The following is a 23,918-nucleotide window of genomic DNA, read 5'->3' on the forward strand; positions in this document are numbered from 1 at the left end:
CCTTGGGTGGGAGTCTTACTGCCTGTTATAATATGAGACTTTAGTCGCAGGAACCCTCACTGATTATTAGTCTTCAAAAATCGAGCTTCTACGGTAAGTTCATGCAGGATAAAATCAGAGGACGGTAAATAACTAAGCAAATTACAAAAGAAAATGGTACGGAAGATATTTCCGTACCATTAAAAAACTAAAGCAAGCGCTTCTTAAACTTAATATTAAAATCAATAACCATTAAGCTAATCCTGTTTTAATTTAATTATCTGCTACTCTTATTATAAGGCTTTCATTTCTTTCAGCCTCTTAAAACAGCTTTACATGTGCAGAGTGTATGTGGCAACACAAGGGTGTTAGTGGATTCAATACCGCATGCATTGCTGCCAATTTATGGCTTAATAAGCTCTAACTTTTTTGCGGTTACATCAGTCTACCGTCTATCGTCAATCAACATTGTTTGATTCAAAGTTATCAAGCAATGCACGCACTTCATCTGTTGATTTCGTGTTCATCAATTGATTTCTTAATTCACCTGCTCCACGGAAACCTTTAACATAAATTTTGAAAAAGCGATGAAGCCCTGTGATTGAACGTGGTAGTGCTTCCGCATATTGATCTTGAAGATCAAGCTGCAGTCTTAAAAGATCCAGGTACTCCTTACTGCTGTGCTCCTTTGGCTCTTTTTCAAAGGCAAACGGATTTTTAAAAATACCGCGTCCAATCATAACCCCATCAATACCATATTTCTCAGCAAGCTCCTGCCCAGTTTGACGGTCAGGAATATCTCCATTGATGGTTAGTAGCGTATTTGGCGCGATACGGTCACGTAATTTTTTGATGTCCGGAATTAGCTCCCAATGCGCATCTACTTGGCTCATTTCCTTTCTTGTACGTAAATGTATAGAAAGGTTTGCAATATCCTGTTTTAAAATATGCGTTAGCCACTCCTGCCACTCATTTACATCGTCATAGCCAAGTCGTGTTTTCACGCTGACAGGCAGTCCGCCTGCTTTTGCCGCTTGAATAAGTTCTGCCGCAACATCTGGACGTAGAATAAGGCCACTACCTTTCCCTCTCGATGCCACATTCGGTACAGGGCAGCCCATATTAATATCGATGCCTTTAAATCCAAGCTCTGCCATACCAATGCTCATTTGACGGAAATATTCGGGATTATCGCCCCAAATATGTGCCACCATTGGCTGTTCATCTTCTGTAAATATTAAACGGCCACGCACACTTTTCATGCCCTCTGGATGACAATAGCTATCCGAGTTTGTAAACTCTGTGAAAAATACATCCGGTCGACCGGCTTCACTTACTACGTGACGAAAAACAACATCCGTCACATCTTCCATTGGTGCCAGTACAAAAAATGGTCGTGGTAAATCACGCCAAAAATTATCTATCATGTCAAACTCAAATCCTCTCACTATGGATACAACTTTAAACTCTCGGTCAAAAAACATAAAGCCAAATGTTCCACTTCTTTTACACTTATATCATGCTTAATAACTTATTATCAAATGTGAAAAACTATTGTGAAAATCAGCAATGTTTATATTAACGAAAATCGGTCCTGAATGGTAATTTATAAACAAAAAAGCAGATGTATAGATTTTTTCTATATCAACTGCTTATTATTAGTCCAACTCCAACCGAGTTACCGCTTCACAATGTTCAGAGTGTATGTGGCAGCACATGGGTGTTGGTGGGTTTACTTCTTTAGTTCCTATCCAAATAACATATAAAAAAGGCAGTTCAAGATAACGGTAAGACATCATCAAGCAATCGGATCATACACTCTTTGATTTCAAACACATTTTCTTGAACTGCCCACCAAATTTCAACAATTAATTAGATTCTACATGCGTATCTTTAAAGTAATTGTACTGGGAAGGATCAACTGGCGTATATTGTGGTGGCGTATAGAATCTCAATAAGTCACCATTCACAACTTTGTCAGAAAATCCTAATTTATGTTCTACTTCATTTTTGATAGCATTTGCCAACTCTAATTGACTATCATCTAGTGGTAAACCTGTTTTATTATCATAAAGTTTTTCATTAATTGAATAAATTGTAGGACTGACAAAATCGCCATTTCTAAATGGCACAATTTCATTATGCTCTTCTGATAATAAATCTGAACCTGATTGTATAAAGTTTTGCGTATCAATTCCCAGTAAATGTAATACCGTTGGAAGAAGGTCTATTTGGCCACCATAAGTATGGTTAGTTTCACCTTGCATTCCTGGAACATGTATTAGTAATGGCACACGTTGTAAATTAGTACTTTCATATGGCGTAATGTCTTTTCCAATGACTTGTTCCATCGCTTTATTATGATTGTCTGATATACCATAATGGTCACCATAAAGAACAATCATCGTATTATCATATAAGCCTAATTCTTTTAATTGATTGAAGAACTGTTCGATTGCTTCATCCGCATAACGTGCTGTTTGGAAATAATTATCAACACTTGCATCTCCAGTATCGGCTTTATCAATTGTTACTAAATCTTGATTCATTTTATATGGATAGTGGTTCCCTACCGTAATAAATTTCGTATAAAAAGGTTGCGGTAACGAACTTAAAAGACTTTCAGATTGTTCAAAGAATGGTTTATCTAACAAACCATATTCAGCCATGTCTTCTGAAGAGCTCGTGTCATAATAACTAGCATCAAAGAAGTTATCGTAGCCAAATGATTTATAAATTACATTTCGATTCCAAAAGCTTCCGTTATTACCATGAAAGACAGCTGATGTATAACCATAATCTTTTAAAATACTAGGAGCTGCTTGGTACATATTTTGTGCTTTTGTAATAAATGCAGACCCTTGTGGTAACCCAAATAAAGAATTTTCTAGCATAAATTCCGCATCGGAAGTTTTACCTTGACCTGTTTGATGGAAGAAATTATCAAAATACGCTGTATTGTCATCTTTTGTTAATGAATTTAAAAATGGTGTAACTTCTTCACCGTTTAATTTATAGTCAATAATAAAGTTTTGGAATGATTCTAAATGTAAATAGATGACGTTCATTCCTTTTGCTGCACCAAAATATTTTGCATTAGGGTTGGCATAGTTAGATTTTGTATAGTTAATCACTTCTGTAATATCACTACTATCCGCCAATGCTCTCTGTGATGATGCTTTCATAGTTTCTACTGAGTCATAAATCGTATAGTTATACATTCCTAGATATTTGACAATATAGTTTCTATCAAAACCTCGAGTTAATAGTTGCGGACGACTAGATTCAGCTAGTCCTAAATTTAGGATTGATACTACTAATGCAAAAGCAATAATTGCCATTGCTTTTTTATTGCCAAAACGATTGGTTTCTTTTTGTATTTTTCTTGAGAATCGTAGGTAAAACATTACAAATACATCCACAAAGAACAAAATATCATAAGGTTTTAATAAAGAAAGAACACTACCACCTAAATCTCCGAAGTTCTGCGTTTGGAAAATCGTGGGCAATGTGATGAAATCACTAAAAAATCGGTAATAAACAACATTAGCGTATAAAAGAATAGACATAAGAGTGTAAACTACAACGAGTGATGTATATTTTCTCTTTCCTCTAAATAAAAATGAAAATCCTAGAAATAGCATTGCTGAACCTAGTGGATTTATTATTAAAAGGAATTGTTGAAGGAATCCTTCTACACCTAATTCAAATTGTGCTTTTTGCGTGATGTATGTTTTAAACCATAACATCAAAACAGCAATTAAATATATCCCTAAAAAGTTGTTTAATAGGTCATCTTTTTTACTTACTAGATTTTTCATTTTTGCACCTTCCTTTTACTTACTTAAATTTAAATCTAGATTTATATTAATTTAGATTATAAGTATTAAATTCGAAAAAATAAATGTACTTTCACAATAGCTTTTTTCGCAGCTAATGTAGCTTACTCCCCATTTAGACTTCTGTCAAGTTGTTAAATACAAGAAAGATATTTGTATAGTTTCTTTTATTTGTAAATATTGTCATAAAAACACCCCGCAAACGTTAGTTTTTTAACTAACATTTACGGGGTATTTCAAGCCATAACTCTTGCTCTTATATCTAAGTTAAGTTTAACCACGCAACCGCTTCGCAATGCGTCGAATGCGGGAACATATCCACAGGTTGAATCTCCTGTGTTTGATAGCCCCCATCCTCCAAAATACGGAGGTCACGTGCTAATGTAGCTGGGTTACAGGATACATAAACAACACGTTTTGGACGTTGTTCTAAAATCGTATTGAGAAGTGCTTCATCGCACCCTTTGCGTGGTGGATCCACTACAAGCACATCTGCTTCCTTGCCTTCCTTATACCAACTTGGGATGACTTCCTCTGCAGGTCCAGCTTCGAAATACGTATTGGTAAAGCCATTTAATGCAGCGTTGCGTTTTGCATCTTCAATAGCTTGCGGTACAATTTCAACACCCATAACAGCTTGTGCTTTTTGTGCAAGGAATAAGGAAATGGTACCGATACCACAGTAAGCATCAATTACTCGTTCATCCCCCTGTAAGTCAGCGTAGTCTAGTGCTTGTTTGTATAGCACTTCCGTTTGCTCAGGGTTAACCTGATAAAATGAACGAGCTGAAATTTCAAAGCGAACATCGCCAATTGTATCAATAATAACGTCTTTGCCCCATAGATTTACAGTTTCATCACCAAAAATAACATTGGTTTTAGCACTGTTAATATTCTGCATAATCGATGTGATGTTGGGTACAAGTTTTTTTATGATGGCTACAGCTGTTTCTTTTTGAGGGAACTTTTTCTTTTTCGTAATGAGGACAACCATGACTTCACCAGTCGCTCGTGCTTTACGAATAACTACATGACGTAGCATGCCTTCATGAGTTAGCTCATTATATGGTTGAATACCACTCGCTGCCAATTCCTTTTTCAATCCAGCGAGAACGGCGTCGGCTTCTCCCGTTTGAATTAAACAACGCTCCATATCTACAATGCTATGCGTTTTCGTTTTATAGAAGCCTGCAATGGCTTGTCCTGCTTCATTTATCGACAAAGGAATCTGCGCTTTATTACGATAGTGCCAAGGTTCTTCCATCCCCTTAACCGGTAAAACTGGTGCATTAATTTTGCCAATACGTTGCATGACATTTCGTACCATATTTTCTTTCCACTTCAGCTGTCCCTCATAGGATAAATGTTGCAATTGACAACCGCCACATTGGGCGAAATATTCACAAGGTGCGTCTACACGGTCTGCTGAGGGCTTTAAAATTTCTATGACTTTGGCAAAGCCATAGTTTTTTAATGTTTTTAACACATGCACCTCTGTCGTTTCGTTGGGAAGAGCGCCTTGAATAAATAACGGATAGCCATCGACTTTAGCCACGCCATTACCATCATGTGTTAAATCTTCTATATAAACTGTGAGTCGATCATTCTTTTTTACGGGTGCTGACATTCGAACATCCTCCATTTCAATCTCCTTATTGTAGCATGCAGTGGCGGATGAAAAAAGAACAAGACTTGAATTTCTTAGGTATAGCTGGAAAGTAAATCTAACGACCTGAGCGTTATGAAGCTCTACCCGAGCGGTCCCCACCATCATCCGAGCAGTGAATAAGCTATACGTTCATTTACATAACTAGAGCTAAAAAAGAGCCGCTATTCGCGACTCTCTCCCACGTTTTTCGTGGCATGGCGGTCTTTTGGTGCCCACCAAAAAGCAACTACAATGCCGATAATAACGACTATAAACGGAGCATAAAAAATAATAAACTTATCCATAACCACAACCTCCTATGCGTGATTGTCTTCTTTTCCTGTTACATAATTTTTGTTGAACAAGAATAGTTTCAACAATAAATACAAGGATGGAATGAGCAGACATAATCCTAAAATAAAGGCAATGATTAATGCAATCGCCATTTGTGTGCTCGTAAAGCCATCATAAATTGTTAAGTATGGATACAGTAAATAAGGATATTGAGCAATACCGTACGCAAAGAAGGCCACTGCAAATTGTGCAATTAAAAGCCCTACAGCAAGCCCGTAATTTTTACGCATCCATAATAATCCCACCGTAATGATAAATAGTATCGCTGAAATAGCGAACATCCACCATAAATTTACCATATGGCTATAACTTTCTGGATTGATGGATTTCATTTCATACATGATTCCAAGTGCACTAATCATTAAAGGAAGGGCCCAAATAAGGGCATATTTTCGCATTAAATTTGTTGCTTCCTTATCATTTGCCTTATGGGCGTACCACGTTAAGAACACGGCTGATATATACAATACCGCGGCAATACTCAGGACAACGATGCTCCAAGCAAATGTACTAGTATACAATGTAAAATAATTCAGCACTGGTTGTTCATTGACAATATCCACATAGCCACCCCCTGCAATCGCAAAGACAACAGAAAGTGAGGCGGGAATGAGTAAACCTGCCACACCATACGTTAGTGTGTAACCGATATGTCCACGTGAACCATATGCCTCAAACGCATAGTAGGAGCCTCGAATTGCTAACAAAACCAACGAAATACTAACGGGTATAAGTAATATTGTTCCATAATAGAAGGCTGTTTGTGGGAAAAATCCGACGATCCCAACAAAGAAGAATACTAAAAAGACATTTGTAACTTCCCACACCGGCGATAAATACCGTTTAATAATATTCGTCAAAATGTGATTTTTCCCGATGAGTAAACTATATGCATTAAAAAATCCTGCGCCAAAATCTATTGATGCAACAATCACATAGCCAAATAAGAAAATCCACAATACCGAAATTCCTAGTATCTCTAGTGTCATAGAATATCACCGCCTTTTTCAGAATGGCGATCTTCAATCTCACGTTCGATTGGGTTCTTTTTAAACATACGAATCAATACGACGATACTCCCGATGCCTAAGACAGCATATACGCCTGAGAACAAGAGCATCATTAGATCCACATGATCGCTTGTTGTAGCGCCTTCTGGTGTACGCATCAATCCGTATAAAATCCATGGTTGACGCCCAACTTCCGCAAGCCACCAACCCGCTTCAATCGCAATAATTGACAGCGGACCGCCAGCAACGATAATCCAGCGATACCATCGTGCATGGATGAATTGCCAACCACGTGCTTTCCCTAACACATAAAGTAGTGATACTAACATCATAAACATGCCAATAAAGACCATGATATTAAATAAATAGTGAATATACAGCGGAGGGCGATCCTCTTCTGCAAATTGATCTAAGCCGATAACTTCTGCCATTGGATTATTATGCGCTAAAATACTTAAAGCATAAGGTACTTTAATGGCATATTTAACTTCCCCATCCTGCATTATTCCAAGTAAGATAAGTGATGCTTTATCTTCAGTTTCAAAATGCCACTCAGCTGCCGCTAATTTTTCTGGTTGGTATTCTGCTAAATACTTTCCTGAGAAGTCACCGATAATGGCTGCTGCTATTGAGAAAACTAAACCAACTTTCATAAGTAATAACAATGCTTTTTTATGATATATATGATTCGAACCTTTTAACATACGATAACCTGCAATGGCAGCTAAAACAAATGCTGCTGTCATATATGCTGTAACAAGTACATGGGCTACCTTTGTTGGCATAGCTGGGTTAAACATCGCTATAAAGGGTTGAATATTAACAAGCTGCCCGTCAACAATGTCAAAACCTTGTGGTGCGTTCATAAACGCATTCACAATGGTAATAAATACTGCCGACATGGAAGCACCAACTGCAACTGGAATCAGTAACAGCATATGCTTTTTCTGACTGTCGAAGCGATCCCAAGTGTATAAGTATATGCCTAAGAAAATAGCTTCAAAGAAAAATGCGAACGTTTCCAAAAATAGAGGTAAAGCAATTGTTTGGCCTGCTAGTTGCATAAAATTCGGCCATAGTAATGATAATTGCAAGCCAATCGCAGTTCCTGTTACGACTCCTACTGCAACTGTAATAACGAAGCCTCTCGCCCAACGTCTCGCCAGTAAAATGTAATGCTCATCATTCTTTTTATATCCAGTCCATTGCGCAATCATGATCATTAACGGTACTCCTACACCTATCGTTGCGTAAATAATATGGAACGATAAGGTTAGTTCCGTTAATGCCCTACTCCAAAAGACTGCTGATTCATTCACCATTTCTTTGCCCTCCTAACTTCCAAATACTTTGCCAAGTATAGAAAGTAGCATTATAATTGCAACGCCAAAACTTAACCACATAAGCTTTTTTTCTTGTGACTTATACAAAGGCAACACTTCCTTTCCCTTTCCCTTACCCACATTTTCCACTATTGCAACGAAAAAAACCTTTATAATGGACCGAAATTTCGGCCTATTATAAAGGTTTCAAATATTGTTCATGTAATATACGCACATTCGCCAAACATTTTTCTTAATTCGTTCACAATCCCCAATTTATAGAGAATTGATGATGTCTTGCTGTATCTTTACCTGTCGTTCGGTACTTTGCATTGATAAACAATGAACCAGATATTATGGTTTAAAGGACTTTTTAGGCAGCCCCACTGATAAATTAAATACGGTCTTCCTCACGAATATCTTCTATAGGTACAAATATTTCAATATGGCGCTTTAAATTTTCAAAAGTTGCAGGCGCATCTCCACCATATTCCCCATCTAGGTTTAAATGAACTTCATTTTCAGTAGTTACCTTAACGACACTTGCCTTTTTGTAAATAACACGATCATCATTTAAATGTTCGCCTCTTAATGCCATTGCGGCGAGCTGAATAAATTCAGGTAAACTCACCTTTTTCAATACAAGTAATGTGAAATATCCATCATTAATGCTCGCATCAGGTGCTAATTTTTCAAAGCCACCTACTGAATTTGTTAAGCCACATAAAAACATCATTGCATCTCCATCAAATACCTCACCATCATATTCGATGCGCATATGTGATGCTTTAATAGATGGAATCATTTCAACTGCTTTTAAATAATAAGCTAGTTGCCCTAGCATCGTTTTCATTTTGCTTGGCACTTCATAGGTTAGCTCTGTAATACGCCCACCTGCAGCAATATTGATGAAATAGCGTTCTCCATTTAGTAATCCAACATCAACCGGTAACGTATCGCCTTTAATAATGATTTCAACGGCTTCATCAATATTTCTTGGAATATGCACGGCACGCGCAAAATCATTGGTTGTGCCCATTGGAATGAGACCAACTTTTGGGCGTTTTTCAAATTGACTCACACCAGAAACAACTTCATTTAGCGTACCATCTCCACCAACAGCTACAATAATGTCAAAGCCGCGTTCTACTGCGTTTCTTGCTGCATGTGTTGCATCACCTTCGCATGTTGTTGCGTGACATGATGTCTCATAGCCAGCTACCTCAAGTTTTTCTAATACTTCTGGTAGATGCTTTTTAAACGCTTCACGTCCAGATGTAGGATTATAAATGATTCTTGCTCGTTTCATAACATACCTTCCTGCTTCATTAGATTCTATTTCATTCAACGTATTATTTGTTGAAATGTTGCATTGCTTCTTCTAGAAATAACGGCTGTTAAAATACCTTCCATCACTCTAGATGAAGCTATTGTAAGCTACGATTTTAGTTACTCTTTATTGCAATGCTGCTGTAACCTGTTTTTTAAAATCTTCGTAAACAAATGACCAAAACGCCTTGTTTGTCATACTTTCTTCACGAATTTCAGCATATAGCGCTTTTTGAGCTTCCTCAAATGTAGGATCTTCTTTGTCTGGTAAGCTAGCGCGTTTGTTGACAACATTGTCCTGTAATTCAGGCGCACGTGGTCCCCATTTGCCAATAACTTGACCAGCATCGTTTAATAATACATACATTGGAATCGCACGTCCACCATTTGTTAAATAACGGTCAATTAAATCTGTATCTGCATCACGTAATACCGCACGCATGTCTAATCCTGCTGCCTCAGCTATACGGCGAATAATTGGATTATTTAACATGGCGTCCCCGCACCAATCTTCTGTAATTGTTAATATCTTTGGTTGCTTGTCCTTCAGTAGTTCGATAAATCCATCATTAGGCGGCACCTCAAAATTATCATAAATGCGGAAGCTATCATCTTTTAGTGTATCCATATTGTCCATATATTGTTGAATTGTTATTGCTTCATTGAAATACTGCTGTTCAGTTTTCATGGATTTAAGTCCCCCTAATAATTGTAATGTTAATCTATTCTATATTTTGCTATGAATACTCTTTTTAGACAACTATTAAGTGCTACTTTTATTAGTATGTACATTTTTTGCATATAAAAAGCCAAGAAAGCTATTATACTCTCTTGGCTCAGTGTAACAACAAGTAATTAACGTTTTGCGATTTCTTGTTGTAATAATTTATTTACCATTGGTGGGTTCGCTTGACCTTTAGTTGCTTTCATAATTTGACCAACTAAGAAACCAATAGCACGGTCTTTACCATTTTTAAAGTCCTCGATTGATTGTGCATTGTTATCTAACACTTCTGACACAATAGCTAATAATGCACCTTCATCAGAAATTTGCACTAATCCTTTAGCTTTAACGATTTCTTCCGCAGAGCCACCGTTTTCTACTAATTCGGCAAATACTTTTTTACCGATTTTAGAAGAAATCGTACCATCAGTAATTAATTTCACCATGCCTGCCAGGTTTTCTGGTGTTAGCGCAGTATCTTTAAGTTCCTTCTGTTCTGCATTTAAGTAGGCAGAAACATCACCCATTAACCAGTTTGCAGAAAGCTTCGCATCTGCTCCACCCGCCACCATTGCTTCAAAGAAGTCTGATATTTCTTTTGAAATAACAAGGACACCGGCATCATAAGCAGTTAAGCCTAATTCTGATTCATAGCGTGCTTTACGCGCATCAGGAAGTTCAGGAATTTCTGATTTCACACGCTCTAACCATTCGTCATCGATTGACAGACGTACTAAGTCTGGCTCAGGGAAGTAACGGTAATCATCTGTTCCTTCTTTGACACGCATAAGAATTGTTTTACCTGTTTTCTCATCGAAGCGACGTGTTTCTTGCTCAATCACACCGCCTGACAATAATACATCCGCCTGACGTAATTCTTCATGCTCAAGACCACGGCGAACGTAGTTGAATGAGTTCAGGTTTTTAAGTTCAGTTTTTGTACCAAACTCTTCTTGACCATAAGGACGAATTGAAATGTTGGCATCACAACGTAGTGAACCTTCCTCCATACGAACGTCAGAAACACCTGTATATTGAATGATTGATTTTACTTTTTCAAGGTATGCATAGGCTTCGTTTGGTGTACGAATGTCCGGCTCAGAAACGATTTCCACAAGCGGTGTACCTTGACGGTTGAAGTCAACTAATGAATGATCGCCTGCGTGAGACAGTTTACCAGCATCTTCTTCCATATGAAGGCGTGTGATACCGATGCGTTTTGTGTAACCATCTACGTCAATATCAACCCAACCATTTTTACCGATTGGCTTATCAAATTGTGAAATTTGGTAAGCTTTCGGATTATCTGGATAGAAGTAGTTTTTACGGTCGAACTTCGTTTCTTGTTCGATTTCCATGTTTAACGCCAGTGCAGCGCGCATTGCATAGTCAACAACATTTTTATTTAACACTGGTAATACCCCAGGGTAACCAAGGTCAATTACAGATGTGTTTGTATTTGGCTCCGCACCAAAATGGTTTGGTGACGCAGAGAAAATTTTCGATTCAGTTTTCAACTCAACGTGAATTTCTAAACCTATTACTGTTTCAAAGTTCATGTTATTTTCCCTCCCAAATTTGAGGAACTTGTTTATGGAACTCCGTTGCTTGTTCAAAAGCATGAGCTGTGCGGTAAATAGTAGCTTCATCGAAGTGTTTACCGATAATTTGTAAGCCTAGAGGTAGACCATTTTCAGAGCCGCAAGGAATTGAAATCGCTGGTACACCTGCTAAGTTAATAGGAATTGTTAAAATATCGTTCGCGTACATTGTCATTGGATCATCTACATTTTCACCAATTTTAAATGCTGGTGTAGGTGAAGTTGGTCCAATAATTACATCAAAGTCTTCGAAAACTTTGTCGTAGTCTGCTTTGATAAGTGTACGTGCTTGCTGTGCTTTTTTGTAATAAGCATCGTAAGTACCTGCGCTTAGAGAATAAGTACCAAGCATGATACGACGTTTTACTTCATCACCGAAGCCTTGTGCACGAGTTTCTTTGTAAAGGTCCATTAAGTTTTCAACGTTTTCAGCACGGAAGCCGTAACGGATACCGTCAAAACGTGAAAGGTTAGAAGACGCTTCAGAAGAAGATAAGATATAGTAAGCAGCAAGTGCATATTTTGAGTGAGGAAGAGAAACTTCTTCTACTGTTGCACCTAAGCCTTTAAGTACTTCTAATGCATCCAGAACAGATTGACGAGCTGCCTCACCAACACCTTCACCAAGGAATTCCTTCGGCACAGCGATACGTAAGCCTTTTACATCGCCTGTAAGCGCTGCTGCAAAGTTTGGTACTTCTACGTTTGCTGAAGTTGAATCGTTTGCATCTAAACCTGAAATTGCTTCAAGTAAAAGTGCATTGTCTTCAACGTTACGAGTAATTGGCCCAATTTGATCTAAAGAAGATGCAAATGCCACAAGACCAAATCGAGATACACGACCATATGTAGGTTTCATCCCTACAACACCACAATAAGCTGCTGGTTGACGGATTGAACCACCTGTGTCTGAACCAAGTGAAAATGGTACTTCACCAGCTGCTACCGCTGCTGCAGATGCGCCTGAAGAACCGCCTGGTACGTGGTTTAAGTTCCATGGATTTTTCGTTGTTTTATACGCTGAGTTCTCATTTGAAGAACCCATCGCGAATTCGTCCATGTTTAATTTACCGATTGTAATCATACCGGCTTCACGTAATTTTTTTACGACTGTTGCATCATAAATTGGCATGAAACCTTCTAGTATTTTAGAAGCACATGTTGTTTCTAAACCTTCTGTTACGATGTTATCTTTAACACCAATCGGAAGGCCAAAAAGTGGTCCGCGCTCTTCAAATGGTACTTTGTCCATTTCAGCTGCTTGTGCAGTTGCTTTTTCTTCGTTTGAAGCTAGGAATGCTTGAACATCGCCATCCAGCTTTGCAACACGTTTATATGCTTCTTTTGTTAAGTCAGCGATTGTTAAGTTACCTGCTTTTATATCAGCTTGTAGCTCCTTTGCTGAACGTTCAAATAACGTCATGAGGAATCCTCCTATGTTTTAGTATTACATGATAGCTGGTACTTTTACTTGACCATCTTCTTGTTCTTTTACGTTTAACATCATTACTTCACGGTCTAAACCTTTTGTTGCCACGTCTTCACGCATTACGTTTACTAGTGGTAATACATGAGTTGTTGGTTCAACATTTGTTGTGTCTAGCTCATTTAATTGCTCTGCGAAGTCTGTAATTTTCCCAAGTTGCTCAGCAAATTTTTCCGCTTCTTCTTCAGTAATTGCAAGACGTGCTAAATTCGCAACGTGCTTAACCTCTTCTTTTGTTAATTTTGCCATTTTTCACACCTCCGAATAGTAATCAGATTCATTGTTTTTATTGATAACAATAGGGCTGAATAAAGTTAACCATGCCCATTATCATAACATTTTTCGTATTAAAAATCACAACTTTCACCAAAAATATAGAAACTTTCACTACTGTGACAAAGTGTTGTCAACAGATGTCACAGTATGGAAGAACAAAGCAAAAACTCCTAGTGAAAACTAATTTTTAGCCAACTCAGGCAATGATTCATTAAAATTGAATATTACCTCATGTGGTTTGGTTAATCCTGTTGCGAGCCTGAGCGTTGCTGACACAGAGCTGAGCGTTGCTAGCCCGGACACGAGCGTTGCTTGACCCAAAGCCGAAAATATCATACTTGCTCATAAAAATATAGCCAGCACAAGGGCTGACTATATTTTAATCATAAATATGCACATAAGGGTCTTTATCATTAGCATCTTTCATAATTAATGCCTCTGGACCATTCATCGATGTAACACTCACTTCTACGTTTATATTATCAAATTGATTGATAAGTACACCAGTCAAATATTGTGTAAAACCTCTAACTTCAGCCGCACCAAAAAATTGGATTGGAATTTCAACCGTTAGTTTTTGTATTTTCTTATTTTGATAGAAGCCCGTTCCAATAACGCTAGTGTAATTGGCAAAATATTTATCCACGTCTTGCTTGAAATTCTTGAAGTTATTGCTCACATCGCGATAGATATCCTGTGAATCATCTGTTGGGAACATGACATATTCTTCATCAATGGCTTTCCAATCGCTTAAATCATTTTGTCCTTCTTTCGCTACACCATAAGTGAAATAGGCGCCTGGAATTATTTCATTGCGTGCTTGTTGCTTAAACAACCCTACAACAATTGGCACATCCTTTAGTTCTTCACGTGAACGCATACGTGAAACAATTTCTGCAGCCATCTTTTTTCCTTGCTCTACCAAGGCAGCTTCTGGAATTGGTTCTTCATAATATTCACCATATTGCTCTTTTTGATAATAATAAATAGAGTTCAAGGCAAGCCCTATCGAAATACCACCCAGCCTTACTTTATTATCATCTGTTTTTGTTAAATAATTTTGCTCAACAATATGGGCTAAATAGACAGGTGCTTTGGTTGCACGTTCCTCTGGTGTCATAGCATCAGTTGTTGGAGGATTTAAACCATCTTCCGTTTGCGAACTACGTGCTAGCCAAGAACTCACTGTACTTTCAGCTAAATATTGACCTTCTTGGAAGTAGTAGTTTTCTGTATCAAATTCATTTTGAGAAAGTCGCATTAAACCTGTTTCAACTTCCTTCATATCATACTTCGTGTAAATATTTGAAACGACTAATCCTCGGCTTGCACTTTCTTTGTAAGGAATTAGCGTTCTATAAAAAGATTCATCAATCTTTAAGCTTGGAATAATCGTTGTTTCCGCCTTTTCCTGTTGCGTCTCCTGTGTAAGCTCTGTCTCCTTCTTATTAGAAGGCACACAGCCGACTAGCATTGCAGCAGCTACTATTGCTGGAATGAGTCGAAATGACTTCATTATTTTAGTACCCCTTTACTAATAATCAATTTTGTACGAAGATTTTTTGTTCAGTTACATTAGATTTTAACTCCTGAAGAAGGAAATATCTTTCCCTACTGAATAAAGCTAAGTTGTTCGACTAGGCGTTCTTCATTCCAAACTTCAATACCTAATTGCTCAGCCTTTGTCAGTTTAGAACCTGCATCTGTCCCAGCAATAACAAGGTCAGTTTTTTTGCTGACACTTCCTGTGACAATTCCACCTAACTCTTCTATTTTCGCCTTTGCTTCATTCCGTGTCAATTGCTCAAGTTTACCAGTTAAGACAATTGTTTTCCCCGCAAATGGATTGTCACCTACTGCGACTTCCACTTTTTTACCTTTATAGGTCATATTAACGCCGACTTCAGCTAAACGAGCAATTACTGCCCGTGCATCTTCGTTCGCAAAATACTCAACGAGTGAGGACGCCATTTTATCCCCAATTTCATGAATTGCTACGAGTTGTTCCTCAGAAGCAGCCATAACCGCTTCCATTGTCTCAAATTCCTCTGAGACAATTTTTGCAGCCTTTTCACCAACATGTCGTATACCTAAACCGATTAATAGGCGTTCCATCGAATTATCCTTAGATGTTTGAATGGCGTTTACTAAATTTGTTGCTGATTTTTCCCCCATACGCTCAAGCCCCACAAGCTGCTCTACTGTTAAGTGATATAAATCAGCTACATCATGAATGAAATCGGCTCGCAATAATTGCTCAACAACCTTCTCACCAAGACCATCAATATTCATGGCGTTCCGTGACACAAAGTATTTAATGCTCTCTGCAATTTGTGCAAAACATGCCGGATTCACACAACGTAAGGCCACTTCACCTTCTATACGAATCAGCTCACTATCACACACTGGGCAATTTGCAGGCATTTCATAAGGTACAGAATGCTCTGGCCGTTGCTCTAATAATACACCGACAACTTGTGGAATAATATCGCCAGCTTTTCGAATGATGACCGTATCCCCAATACGAATGTCCTTGTCACGGATTAAATCTTCATTGTGTAGCGAAGCGCGTTGTACTGTCGTACCAGCCACCTGTACAGGCGTTAAAATCGCAGTCGGTGTGACAACGCCTGTACGCCCTACAGTTAAATCAATATCAAGTAATGTTGTCACAACTTCTTCCGCTGGGAATTTATAAGCGATAGCCCAACGTGGACTTTTTGCCGTATAGCCAAGTTCATCCTGTTGTGCATAGCGATCCACCTTTATAACAATCCCATCAATTTCATAGGCTAAATGTGGACGATTGTCAGTCCACTTTTCGATAAAGGCTAGCACTTCTTCAATCGATGTACAATGCTTTCGCTCTTTATTGGAAGGGAAACCAAGACCCTCTAAATAATCAAGCATCTCCCCATGCCCATCAATACCATATGCCTCGCCGTCTCCACCTATTGAATAGATAAAGGTTGATAATTGGCGACTCGCTGCTATTTTAGGGTCCAGTTGACGTAAGGAACCAGCAGCAGCATTACGTGGGTTTGCAAATAATTCTTCCCCATTGTCAGCTCGCAGTGAATTGAGCTTTTCGAACGATCTTTTCGGCATATACGCCTCACCACGTACTTCAATTGTAATTGGCTCTTTCAAACGTAGTGGCACCGCACGAATTGTTTTTAAATTTGCTGTTATATCCTCACCAATAACACCATCACCACGTGTCGCTCCCTGCACAAAAACACCATTGTCATATTTTAAAGAGATGGCAAGACCATCAATCTTCAGCTCGCATACATATGAGAATTGGTCACCGATTGCTTGACGAATTTTTCGGTCAAACTCACGTATGTCTGCTTCATTAAAAGCATTTGATAAGCTTAACATCGGATAATCGTGTGTTACCTTTTTAAATCCTGCCACGACTGCACCACCAACTCGCTGTGTCGGTGAATCAGGATAGATTAGCGATGGATTCGCTTCTTCTAATGCAATGAGTTCATATAATAATTGGTCATATACGCTATCTGCAACGATAGGGTTATCCAGCACGTAATACGCATGCCCATATTCATGCAATAATTTGTTTAACTCCGCAATGCGCTGTTCAATTTCGTTCATTTAAGTTCCTCCGCTTACGCTTTTTCAATAGGTGCAAATTGAGCTAATAATCGCTTAATCCCAACTGGCTGTGGGAATGCGATATCAAGCTCTGTACTATCACCCTCACCTTTTACGCTCACAACCATACCTGTTCCCCATTTTTTGTGAACAGCCTTATCGCCAGCTTTCCAACCAAACTGGTCGCCCCCTGTTGATTGTAAACGGGCAGTAGCTGGTTGTGTTTGTTGTACGGTACCTAGTGTACGTTTTTGATAGCTGCCAGATGAACGATTACCAGTTGCGAATGGTACTTCCGGTTTGGCACCACCTTTGGATATTGATTGCGTAATATCCTCTGAAATTTCACGTAAGAAGCGAGAAGCGTTGTTAAAGCTCGAACGTCCAAAAATCGTACGAGATTGTGCACAAGTTAAATACAAACGTTCCTCCGCACGTGTTATACCTACATAAGCAAGACGTCGTTCTTCTTCCATTTCATCCTGATCATCTAGTGATCGAGAGTGCGGGAAGATATTTTCCTCCATTCCAATAATGAAGACTACAGGGAATTCTAAGCCTTTTGCGGCATGCATCGTCATTAAAATAATGCTTCCCTTTGATGTATCGTCTTTATCGAGTGAATCAATATCTGCAATCAGTGCTAAATCCGTTAAGAAGGCAATTAAGCTATTATCATCACTACGCTCCTCAAATGCTTTTGTTACAGATAAAAATTCTTCAATATTTTCTAAACGACTTTCTGCTTCAATCGTCTTTTCATGTTGAAGCATTGCACGATAACCAGATTTCTCTATAACCTGCTCCACAATCTCTGTCACAGATAAATATTCTTGCATTTCTGTAAAGCCTTTAATCATCGCATAAAAGTGCTCTGCTGAAGCTGCCGCTTTACCCGTTAACCCCATGAAAACGAGATCATTCATCGCATCGAAAATAGATCGATCTTGATCAATCGCATAGCGTGCCATTTTTTCAAATGAAGTAGCGCCAATACTACGCTTTGGCTCATTAATAATTCGAGCAAGCGATAAATCGTCATCATTGTTGGCAATGAGTCGTAAATACGCTAGTAAATCTTTAATCTCTTTACGATCATAGAATTTTGTGCCCCCAACGATTTGATAAGTCATATTAGATTTAACAAGCATTTCCTCCATAACACGAGACTGTGCATTTGTTCGATATAAAATGGCAAAATCATCAAACGTACGATTTTCATTTTTCATAAGCTGTTGGATTGTTTGGATGACGAACTGTGCTTCTTCTTGTTCGTTATAGGCTTTGTATAGGGCGATTTTTTCACCCTCTAAGTTTTCTGTGCGTAGTTCTTTTGGATAACGCGTCGTATTATTTTGAATGACGTCATTCGCTGCTTTCAGGATGCGTTTCGTGGAGCGATAATTTTGCTCTAACATGATTACCTTAGCGTTTGGATAATCTTTTTCAAACGAAAGAATATTTCCGATATCTGCGCCACGCCAACGATAAATCGATTGGTCAGAATCCCCTACGACACAGATATTTTGAAATTTCTTTGCAAGTAGTTGCACGAGTAAATATTGGGACTTATTGGTATCTTGGTATTCATCCACATGAATATATTGAAATTTATTTTGATAATATTCGAGTACTTCTGGTACCCGTTTAAATAATGTAATTGTCGTCATAATCAAATCATCAAAATCAAGTGATTGGTTACGACGCAAACGTTTTTCATAGCCTTTGTATACAAGCGCAATTGTTTTCTCATAGGGATTATGTTCATTCATATTAGCTGTATATTCATCAGCAGTGATACATTCATTTTTGGCCGAGCTTATTGCATTTAAAATAGCACGGGGTTCAAATCGCTTAGGATCGATATTTTCATCCTTTAAGACATTTTTCACGACCGATAACTGATCAGTAGAATCTAAAATTGAAAAATTACGTGACAAACCAAGCTGATCGATATTACGACGTAAAATTCGCACACACATCGAGTGGAATGTCGATACCCACATGCTGTCGCCCGTGCCATTACCCAGGATTCCATCAATACGTTCTCGCATTTCACGTGCAGCTTTATTTGTGAACGTGATTGCTAGAATTTTTGATGGATATACTTCCTTTTCAATCATCAAATACGCAATACGATGCGTTAATACTCTTGTTTTCCCAGAACCGGCACCTGCCATAATTAGTAGTGGGCCTTCTGTTGTTTTTACTGCTCTTTCTTGCTCAGGATTCATTCCTGCTAATAAGTTTTTAGTTAAATGCTCCATATTGCACCTCCAATCAAATTCCCCATGGCGAGCTTTCTACAAAATTTCGAATTATGCTTAGTCGTACAAAAAGGCTTGGACACAATGTTCGTTTTACCGCAATGCTTTAGAACGGCGCTTTAATGATGCAATGTTATGAGCCTAATCGTCGAAGCGATGTTAGTAGGATAAGCTTTTTACACTAACTACATGTCGCTATAAATTCACGCGTAGTGTATCCAAGACACTCGCCGGAGACTGTCATTTCATTAACATAGTGTTGAAATTGCCACTGAATAAAATTACTCAAACGTTTGTTCTTAATTATAGCGTATTTTTAACTACCTTAACAGTCGCAAGTGCAGCTTTTAAATCCTCATAAATTATATTGCCAACAACTACCGTATCCGCATATTTTGCCATTTCCTCAGCCTGCTTCGTAGTGGTAATGCCACCGCCATAAAATAGCTTTGTATTTTGCAATTCATTTTTAACGGCACGTACAATTTCAATATCACCATACATCCCACTGTATTCTACATAAAATACAGGTAGTTTAAAGAAGTTTTCCGCCATTCGTGCATAAGCAACAACATCATCTATCGATAAATCTGTTTTCGCTCCTGTTACTTCAGCTACCTTGCAGTTTGGGTTTAAAATACAATATCCTTCCGCAACGAGCTCTTCCCAAACCATAATATCGCCGTATTCTTTAATGGCTTCATGATGTAAATTTTTAATCCACTTCGGATCATCACTATTTAACACCGTTGGAATGAAATAATAGTCATAACCCGGTGTCACTGATTCTACCGTTGAAATTTCAAGTGCTATTGGTACTTCAAAGCGACGAACACGCACTAGCAAGTCTAATACACCATCTAAAGTTACGCCATCTGTGCCGCCAACTAAAATTACGTCTGTTCCTGATTCGCAAATTTTTTCGAGTGCCTCATCCGAAATTTCCTTAGCCGGATCTAGCTTGAACACATGTCTCCACGCTAAATAATCCATCTATTTTACCACCTATCACTTTCTATCTATTCGTTTACAAGTATAGCTTATGACTGTCGACAAAAAAATGAAAAAGACTGAGCAGAAATTCTACTCAGCCTGTTACCTACTATTCTTTTGGTGCTTGGAATGGCTTTTCGTCTGGATACAAACGACCTAACATTTCATCATATGTATCATTCCCATAATCAAAGCAACGACGTACACGTGAAATGGTAGCTGTACTTGCACCCGTTTCCTTTTTAATGGATTCGTAGGTTTTCTTTAAACGTAATAAATGTGCAACCTCAAAACGTTGTGCTAGCGATTGAATTTCACTAATCGTACATAAGTCATCAAAAAATTTATAGCATTCTTCGATGTCTTTTAGCTCTAACACTGCTTTAAATAACTGATCTGTTTGATGCCCTCGAATTTTTTCGATTTGCATGCAATTTCCCTCCCTTTAAGGCTGCGTTTTCACCATTGCTTGTAACCCCGGTGAAGATGGTACGAAATGAATCCAAGACTTTCCTGGTACTAACTTTACTAGCTCACCAGACTCTTCAACAGCCATTGGTAGTCCATCAATATTAGCCCATTTGACTTCTCTCATATAGCCATTTTGAAAAACATACGCATTTCCACCAGATGTTAAATCAATATCTTGGCGACCTACATTATCAATTGTTTGATGTTTCATCTCAAAAAATAAAACATTTGCTAATGTTATTGCTTCGCCTGTTAACATATCCTTTGTGTCAACGCCAGCCGATTGTCGTCCATAACGATTGTTTTGATGATCATACACATACGAATTGTGGAAATACTCATTATTTCCATAGTAAATGTCAACTTGACTTGTTTCAATGCCTATTTTACCACGTTCTTCGGCTTCATAAAAAGCCTGACGTACTTTTTCACTGTAATTCATTGAAGCGCCAACTTTTTCTGCACCATTTAATATATTTTCTGCAGTAATATATGAATTATGAGGTGCAACACGCTCTTTTGAACGTTTGAACAGTGTGCCATCATAATTCATGCCATTTATATTGTCAACTACATTATTGCTAAGCATGGATTTTGCCTCTGGACTATAACCGTGTGCAACATAAAATGCACCAAAGCCCTTCGCCATATCAACAAAGTAAGAACGTGCACTACGTACTGGTCCCACATTTTCTGGTAACTTACTTTGATAGACTGCTAATAAGCGAGTAACATTACCTTCTGCTAACATTTCATAAAACATATCTGCTGCTGCTAAACCCGATTGCGGACGAGCAGCAGGGTGATTATTAATCGTCACAATAATTGGACGTTGTGTTACTTCTTCAGCGACAGCTTCACCTGTTAATGGAGCAATTTCTACTGCTTCCTTCACAGGCTCATCAATTACTGATTCTTTTTCAGGTGTCGCAACCTCTTCTTCCGCTTCTGATGCATCTTTTGAACATCCTCCGATGAACAAAGCGCTAAATGCTAATGCCATAAATAACTTCTTGGATTTAAACACAACTATTCCCCTTCCTCGATTAACGCATCACTGCTGGTAATAATATCTTATTCTTCATTACATCAAAAATACCTTTTGGCGTAATGCGAATATAAGGCAAGTGGGTGGATTGTAAAAATAATAGAGTATAAATTGCATCACCTAGGTGATAGCCTCGGTCCTTAAGCGTTTGCTTTAAAACACGTTCCTGTTCCATTAATTCCTCAAAGTTGCTTTCTGACAATAGGCCGTTAATGGCCAACGGAATTGAAGCAATTGCTCCTTCCTTGTCAACTAAGACAATTCCACCTTTCATCTTTTTAAATGCAACAAAAGCTTTTTGCATAGCATGTATATTTTTTCCGATTAAAATGAAGTCTCCTGTATTGGAATACGAAGAAATCAATCCGTCAATATTTGAAGCAAAGCCCTTGATAAAAGTATTAACACGCCATTTGCCGTTGCGATCCACAAGCATTAAAAAACATTCATCTTTGTCTCCAATAATTTGACCGTCTACTACTTGAGCCGTAACATTATAGGGCTTCGTAATAACATCGTTCTCAAGTTTTATGCCCAACGGCGTAGAAAATTGGAAATCATACTCTTCCATATCAAAGTTTACTTCAAAGTTTTTCTCTTCTTGCCAATCAACTACATCGAAAGTATAACTCTTTATACCATCACGCTTCAGCCAAACTCCCTTGGATAACACACTTTCAGGTGTCGGTGTAAATTCATTTTTCAAAATATTGAACGTCGCTATTCGACCTGTCGCGATGATACCTTGATAATGTGTTAAATCATAGTAACGAGCAATATTATAGGATGCCATTTGATAGGCATCAATTGGTGATACCCCTGCATCCAAAGCAAGCTGAATACACTGATCCATAACGCCCTTACGATAAAAACTCGGCGTTGAACCATCAGTGGTCATCATTAGATGATCAAAAATAGGAAGCTGTTTATCTAGCACACCTTTTAACATGCTCCCTAAATCCTGCCTAATAGAAGAATGGCGTAATGTCACTGCATATCCATGTAAGATTCTTTTTTCCACATCTTCAATAGTCATTGCTTCATGATCACCATCTGCACCAATCAGCTTCATCTTCGCCAATGTGTTTGAAGAGGCGCCTGGGAAATGGCCTTCAATCTTTTTATTCATGTGCTTTGCTTGTAAAATCCAATGTAGCATTTGATTATCACCCTGTAGTAAACGTGGCCATCCTGTTAATTCGCCACCTAATAATACGTCTGATCTATCTAGCCACTGATTTACCGAGGATGTTGTAAAAATTTCTTCTTCATTATAAATTTCAGTTTGGGCATCAAATCGCACCCACCAATAGAAAATGAATGGCAGTGTATTTAATTTCCCTATCAGTGAAAACGCTTTCTTTTCTTTTAACATTAATAAGAGTGTTAAATTATCTGCAATAAAAGTAGTGGTGCCTCCTTGTGCAGCGTGGTCAGCAAAAGACTGTGGATTATATAGCTGAGTTGGATGTACATGGGGTTCAATATATCCAGGCACAATTACTTTATTTTCTACATCAATTATTTCTGTCCCATTCACATTTTTTGGCATTTCTTGCCCAGTATAAACAATCCTATCTCCACTCACCCATATATTACCTTTAACCCACTGTTTAAGCATACTATGTAAATAGCGAGCATTTTTAAAAACAATATCTGGATTATTTTCGCCATTAATAATATTAATATGATTTCTAACATCTTTTATTTTCCAATGGTAATCCATTTTTCTATACTCCTCTCTTAAAGAGTTTTGATATCTATATCGTAACATTTCACTTTGCCAAAGCAAGTTTTATTATTTTATAATTTACTATATTTTAACAAAATAATACACCCCCCACATAAAATTTAACTAAGAGTTTGTTCTTATCAATATTTTCATATAGCTTAACCAAGCGAATACTTCCATTGCTTTCACACTACTTTCCACCTTTTTTCTAGACAGATTGG

The 23,918-nt window shown here is 38.1% G+C and carries 18 protein-coding genes; all 18 read right to left on the bottom strand.

Going from position 1 to position 23,918, the window contains the following annotated elements; translation table 11 throughout:
* Positions 1-437: 437 nt before the first annotated feature.
* Positions 438-1,406 carry a tRNA dihydrouridine synthase gene (locus C9J31_RS20520; protein WP_193767089.1) on the bottom strand — a complete coding sequence of 323 codons (969 nt, stop codon included), beginning with the start codon at positions 1,404-1,406 and terminating at the stop codon, positions 438-440.
* Between the two features lie 441 nt (positions 1,407-1,847).
* On the bottom strand, positions 1,848-3,800 hold the full coding sequence (gene ltaS / locus C9J31_RS20525) for a lipoteichoic acid synthase (RefSeq protein ID WP_107924725.1): 1,953 nt from the start codon (positions 3,798-3,800) through the stop codon (positions 1,848-1,850).
* A gap of 280 nt (positions 3,801-4,080) precedes the next feature.
* Positions 4,081-5,445 carry a 23S rRNA (uracil(1939)-C(5))-methyltransferase RlmD gene (gene rlmD, locus C9J31_RS20530; RefSeq protein ID WP_107950123.1) on the bottom strand — a complete coding sequence of 455 codons (1,365 nt, stop codon included), beginning with the start codon at positions 5,443-5,445 and terminating at the stop codon, positions 4,081-4,083.
* 203 nt (positions 5,446-5,648) lie between these two features.
* A complete protein-coding gene (gene cydS, locus C9J31_RS24085) occupies positions 5,649-5,771 on the bottom strand; it encodes a cytochrome bd oxidase small subunit CydS family protein (protein ID WP_274520181.1) in 123 nt (40 codons plus the stop codon).
* Between the two features lie 12 nt (positions 5,772-5,783).
* Positions 5,784-6,809, bottom strand: coding sequence for a cytochrome d ubiquinol oxidase subunit II (locus C9J31_RS20535; RefSeq protein ID WP_107924727.1), 1,026 nt, complete (start codon positions 6,807-6,809; stop codon positions 5,784-5,786).
* The gene (locus tag C9J31_RS20540) at positions 6,806-8,152 is read right to left on the bottom strand and encodes a cytochrome ubiquinol oxidase subunit I (protein ID WP_107950017.1); all 1,347 of its coding nucleotides are present in this window, start codon (positions 8,150-8,152) and stop codon (positions 6,806-6,808) included. Before C9J31_RS20540 ends, C9J31_RS20535 begins: the two co-directional genes overlap by 4 nt.
* 394 nt (positions 8,153-8,546) lie before the next feature.
* On the bottom strand, positions 8,547-9,461 hold the full coding sequence (locus C9J31_RS20545) for a diacylglycerol kinase (RefSeq protein WP_054767641.1): 915 nt from the start codon (positions 9,459-9,461) through the stop codon (positions 8,547-8,549).
* Between the two features lie 147 nt (positions 9,462-9,608).
* Positions 9,609-10,169 carry a thioredoxin family protein gene (locus C9J31_RS20550; RefSeq protein ID WP_107950015.1) on the bottom strand — a complete coding sequence of 187 codons (561 nt, stop codon included), beginning with the start codon at positions 10,167-10,169 and terminating at the stop codon, positions 9,609-9,611.
* A 167-nt stretch (positions 10,170-10,336) separates the two neighbouring features.
* Entirely contained in the window at positions 10,337-11,764 is a 1,428-nt protein-coding gene (gatB, locus tag C9J31_RS20555; RefSeq protein WP_107950013.1) for an Asp-tRNA(Asn)/Glu-tRNA(Gln) amidotransferase subunit GatB, read from the bottom strand.
* A gap of 1 nt (position 11,765) precedes the next feature.
* Positions 11,766-13,229, bottom strand: a complete 1,464-nt coding sequence (gene gatA / locus C9J31_RS20560) for an Asp-tRNA(Asn)/Glu-tRNA(Gln) amidotransferase subunit GatA (protein ID WP_107950012.1) — start codon at positions 13,227-13,229, stop codon at positions 11,766-11,768.
* Between the two features lie 24 nt (positions 13,230-13,253).
* Positions 13,254-13,541 carry an Asp-tRNA(Asn)/Glu-tRNA(Gln) amidotransferase subunit GatC gene (gatC, locus tag C9J31_RS20565; protein ID WP_010857153.1) on the bottom strand — a complete coding sequence of 96 codons (288 nt, stop codon included), beginning with the start codon at positions 13,539-13,541 and terminating at the stop codon, positions 13,254-13,256.
* A gap of 406 nt (positions 13,542-13,947) precedes the next feature.
* On the bottom strand, positions 13,948-15,084 hold the full coding sequence (locus tag C9J31_RS20570) for a CamS family sex pheromone protein (protein ID WP_107924730.1): 1,137 nt from the start codon (positions 15,082-15,084) through the stop codon (positions 13,948-13,950).
* A gap of 95 nt (positions 15,085-15,179) precedes the next feature.
* Positions 15,180-17,186: an NAD-dependent DNA ligase LigA gene (ligA, locus tag C9J31_RS20575; RefSeq protein WP_107950010.1), complete on the bottom strand. Its 2,007-nt coding sequence runs from the start codon at positions 17,184-17,186 to the stop codon at positions 15,180-15,182.
* A 14-nt stretch (positions 17,187-17,200) separates the two neighbouring features.
* On the bottom strand, positions 17,201-19,453 hold the full coding sequence (gene pcrA, locus C9J31_RS20580; protein ID WP_107924732.1) for a DNA helicase PcrA: 2,253 nt from the start codon (positions 19,451-19,453) through the stop codon (positions 17,201-17,203).
* 303 nt (positions 19,454-19,756) lie between these two features.
* On the bottom strand, positions 19,757-20,446 hold the full coding sequence (pcrB, locus tag C9J31_RS20585; protein WP_107950008.1) for a heptaprenylglyceryl phosphate synthase: 690 nt from the start codon (positions 20,444-20,446) through the stop codon (positions 19,757-19,759).
* A gap of 109 nt (positions 20,447-20,555) precedes the next feature.
* Positions 20,556-20,876 (bottom strand): YerC/YecD family TrpR-related protein, encoded by a 321-nt coding sequence (locus C9J31_RS20590; RefSeq protein WP_004225717.1) that lies wholly within the window; start codon positions 20,874-20,876, stop codon positions 20,556-20,558.
* A 15-nt stretch (positions 20,877-20,891) separates the two neighbouring features.
* Complete coding sequence (locus C9J31_RS20595; protein WP_107950006.1) at positions 20,892-21,944, bottom strand: DUF3048 domain-containing protein; 1,053 nt, start codon at positions 21,942-21,944, stop codon at positions 20,892-20,894.
* A gap of 19 nt (positions 21,945-21,963) precedes the next feature.
* Positions 21,964-23,691, bottom strand: a complete 1,728-nt coding sequence (locus C9J31_RS20600; RefSeq protein WP_107950005.1) for an adenine deaminase C-terminal domain-containing protein — start codon at positions 23,689-23,691, stop codon at positions 21,964-21,966.
* Positions 23,692-23,918: the final 227 nt, after the last annotated feature.

Source organism: Lysinibacillus parviboronicapiens, assembly GCF_003049605.2.
Lineage (GTDB): Bacteria > Bacillota > Bacilli > Bacillales_A > Planococcaceae > Lysinibacillus > Lysinibacillus parviboronicapiens.

What these genes read in the sequence shown, in the direction of transcription:
- ltaS (WP_107924725.1), bottom strand. Translation starts at nt 3,800, where the DNA reads ATGAAAAATCTAGTAAGTAAAAAAGATGACCTATTAAACAACTTTTTA.
- pcrA (WP_107924732.1), bottom strand. Translation starts at nt 19,453, where the DNA reads ATGGAGCATTTAACTAAAAACTTATTAGCAGGAATGAATCCTGAGCAA.
- ligA (WP_107950010.1), bottom strand. Translation starts at nt 17,186, where the DNA reads ATGAACGAAATTGAACAGCGCATTGCGGAGTTAAACAAATTATTGCAT.
- gatB (WP_107950013.1), bottom strand. Translation starts at nt 11,764, where the DNA reads ATGAACTTTGAAACAGTAATAGGTTTAGAAATTCACGTTGAGTTGAAA.
- gatA (WP_107950012.1), bottom strand. Translation starts at nt 13,229, where the DNA reads ATGACGTTATTTGAACGTTCAGCAAAGGAGCTACAAGCTGATATAAAA.
- C9J31_RS20535 (WP_107924727.1), bottom strand. Translation starts at nt 6,809, where the DNA reads ATGACACTAGAGATACTAGGAATTTCGGTATTGTGGATTTTCTTATTT.
- rlmD (WP_107950123.1), bottom strand. Translation starts at nt 5,445, where the DNA reads ATGTCAGCACCCGTAAAAAAGAATGATCGACTCACAGTTTATATAGAA.
- C9J31_RS20570 (WP_107924730.1), bottom strand. Translation starts at nt 15,084, where the DNA reads ATGAAGTCATTTCGACTCATTCCAGCAATAGTAGCTGCTGCAATGCTA.
- C9J31_RS20550 (WP_107950015.1), bottom strand. Translation starts at nt 10,169, where the DNA reads ATGAAAACTGAACAGCAGTATTTCAATGAAGCAATAACAATTCAACAA.
- pcrB (WP_107950008.1), bottom strand. Translation starts at nt 20,446, where the DNA reads ATGGATTATTTAGCGTGGAGACATGTGTTCAAGCTAGATCCGGCTAAG.
- C9J31_RS20545 (WP_054767641.1), bottom strand. Translation starts at nt 9,461, where the DNA reads ATGAAACGAGCAAGAATCATTTATAATCCTACATCTGGACGTGAAGCG.
- gatC (WP_010857153.1), bottom strand. Translation starts at nt 13,541, where the DNA reads ATGGCAAAATTAACAAAAGAAGAGGTTAAGCACGTTGCGAATTTAGCA.
- C9J31_RS20540 (WP_107950017.1), bottom strand. Translation starts at nt 8,152, where the DNA reads ATGGTGAATGAATCAGCAGTCTTTTGGAGTAGGGCATTAACGGAACTA.
- C9J31_RS20520 (WP_193767089.1), bottom strand. Translation starts at nt 1,406, where the DNA reads ATGATAGATAATTTTTGGCGTGATTTACCACGACCATTTTTTGTACTG.
- C9J31_RS20590 (WP_004225717.1), bottom strand. Translation starts at nt 20,876, where the DNA reads ATGCAAATCGAAAAAATTCGAGGGCATCAAACAGATCAGTTATTTAAA.
- C9J31_RS20600 (WP_107950005.1), bottom strand. Translation starts at nt 23,691, where the DNA reads ATGGATTACCATTGGAAAATAAAAGATGTTAGAAATCATATTAATATT.
- cydS (WP_274520181.1), bottom strand. Translation starts at nt 5,771, where the DNA reads ATGGATAAGTTTATTATTTTTTATGCTCCGTTTATAGTCGTTATTATC.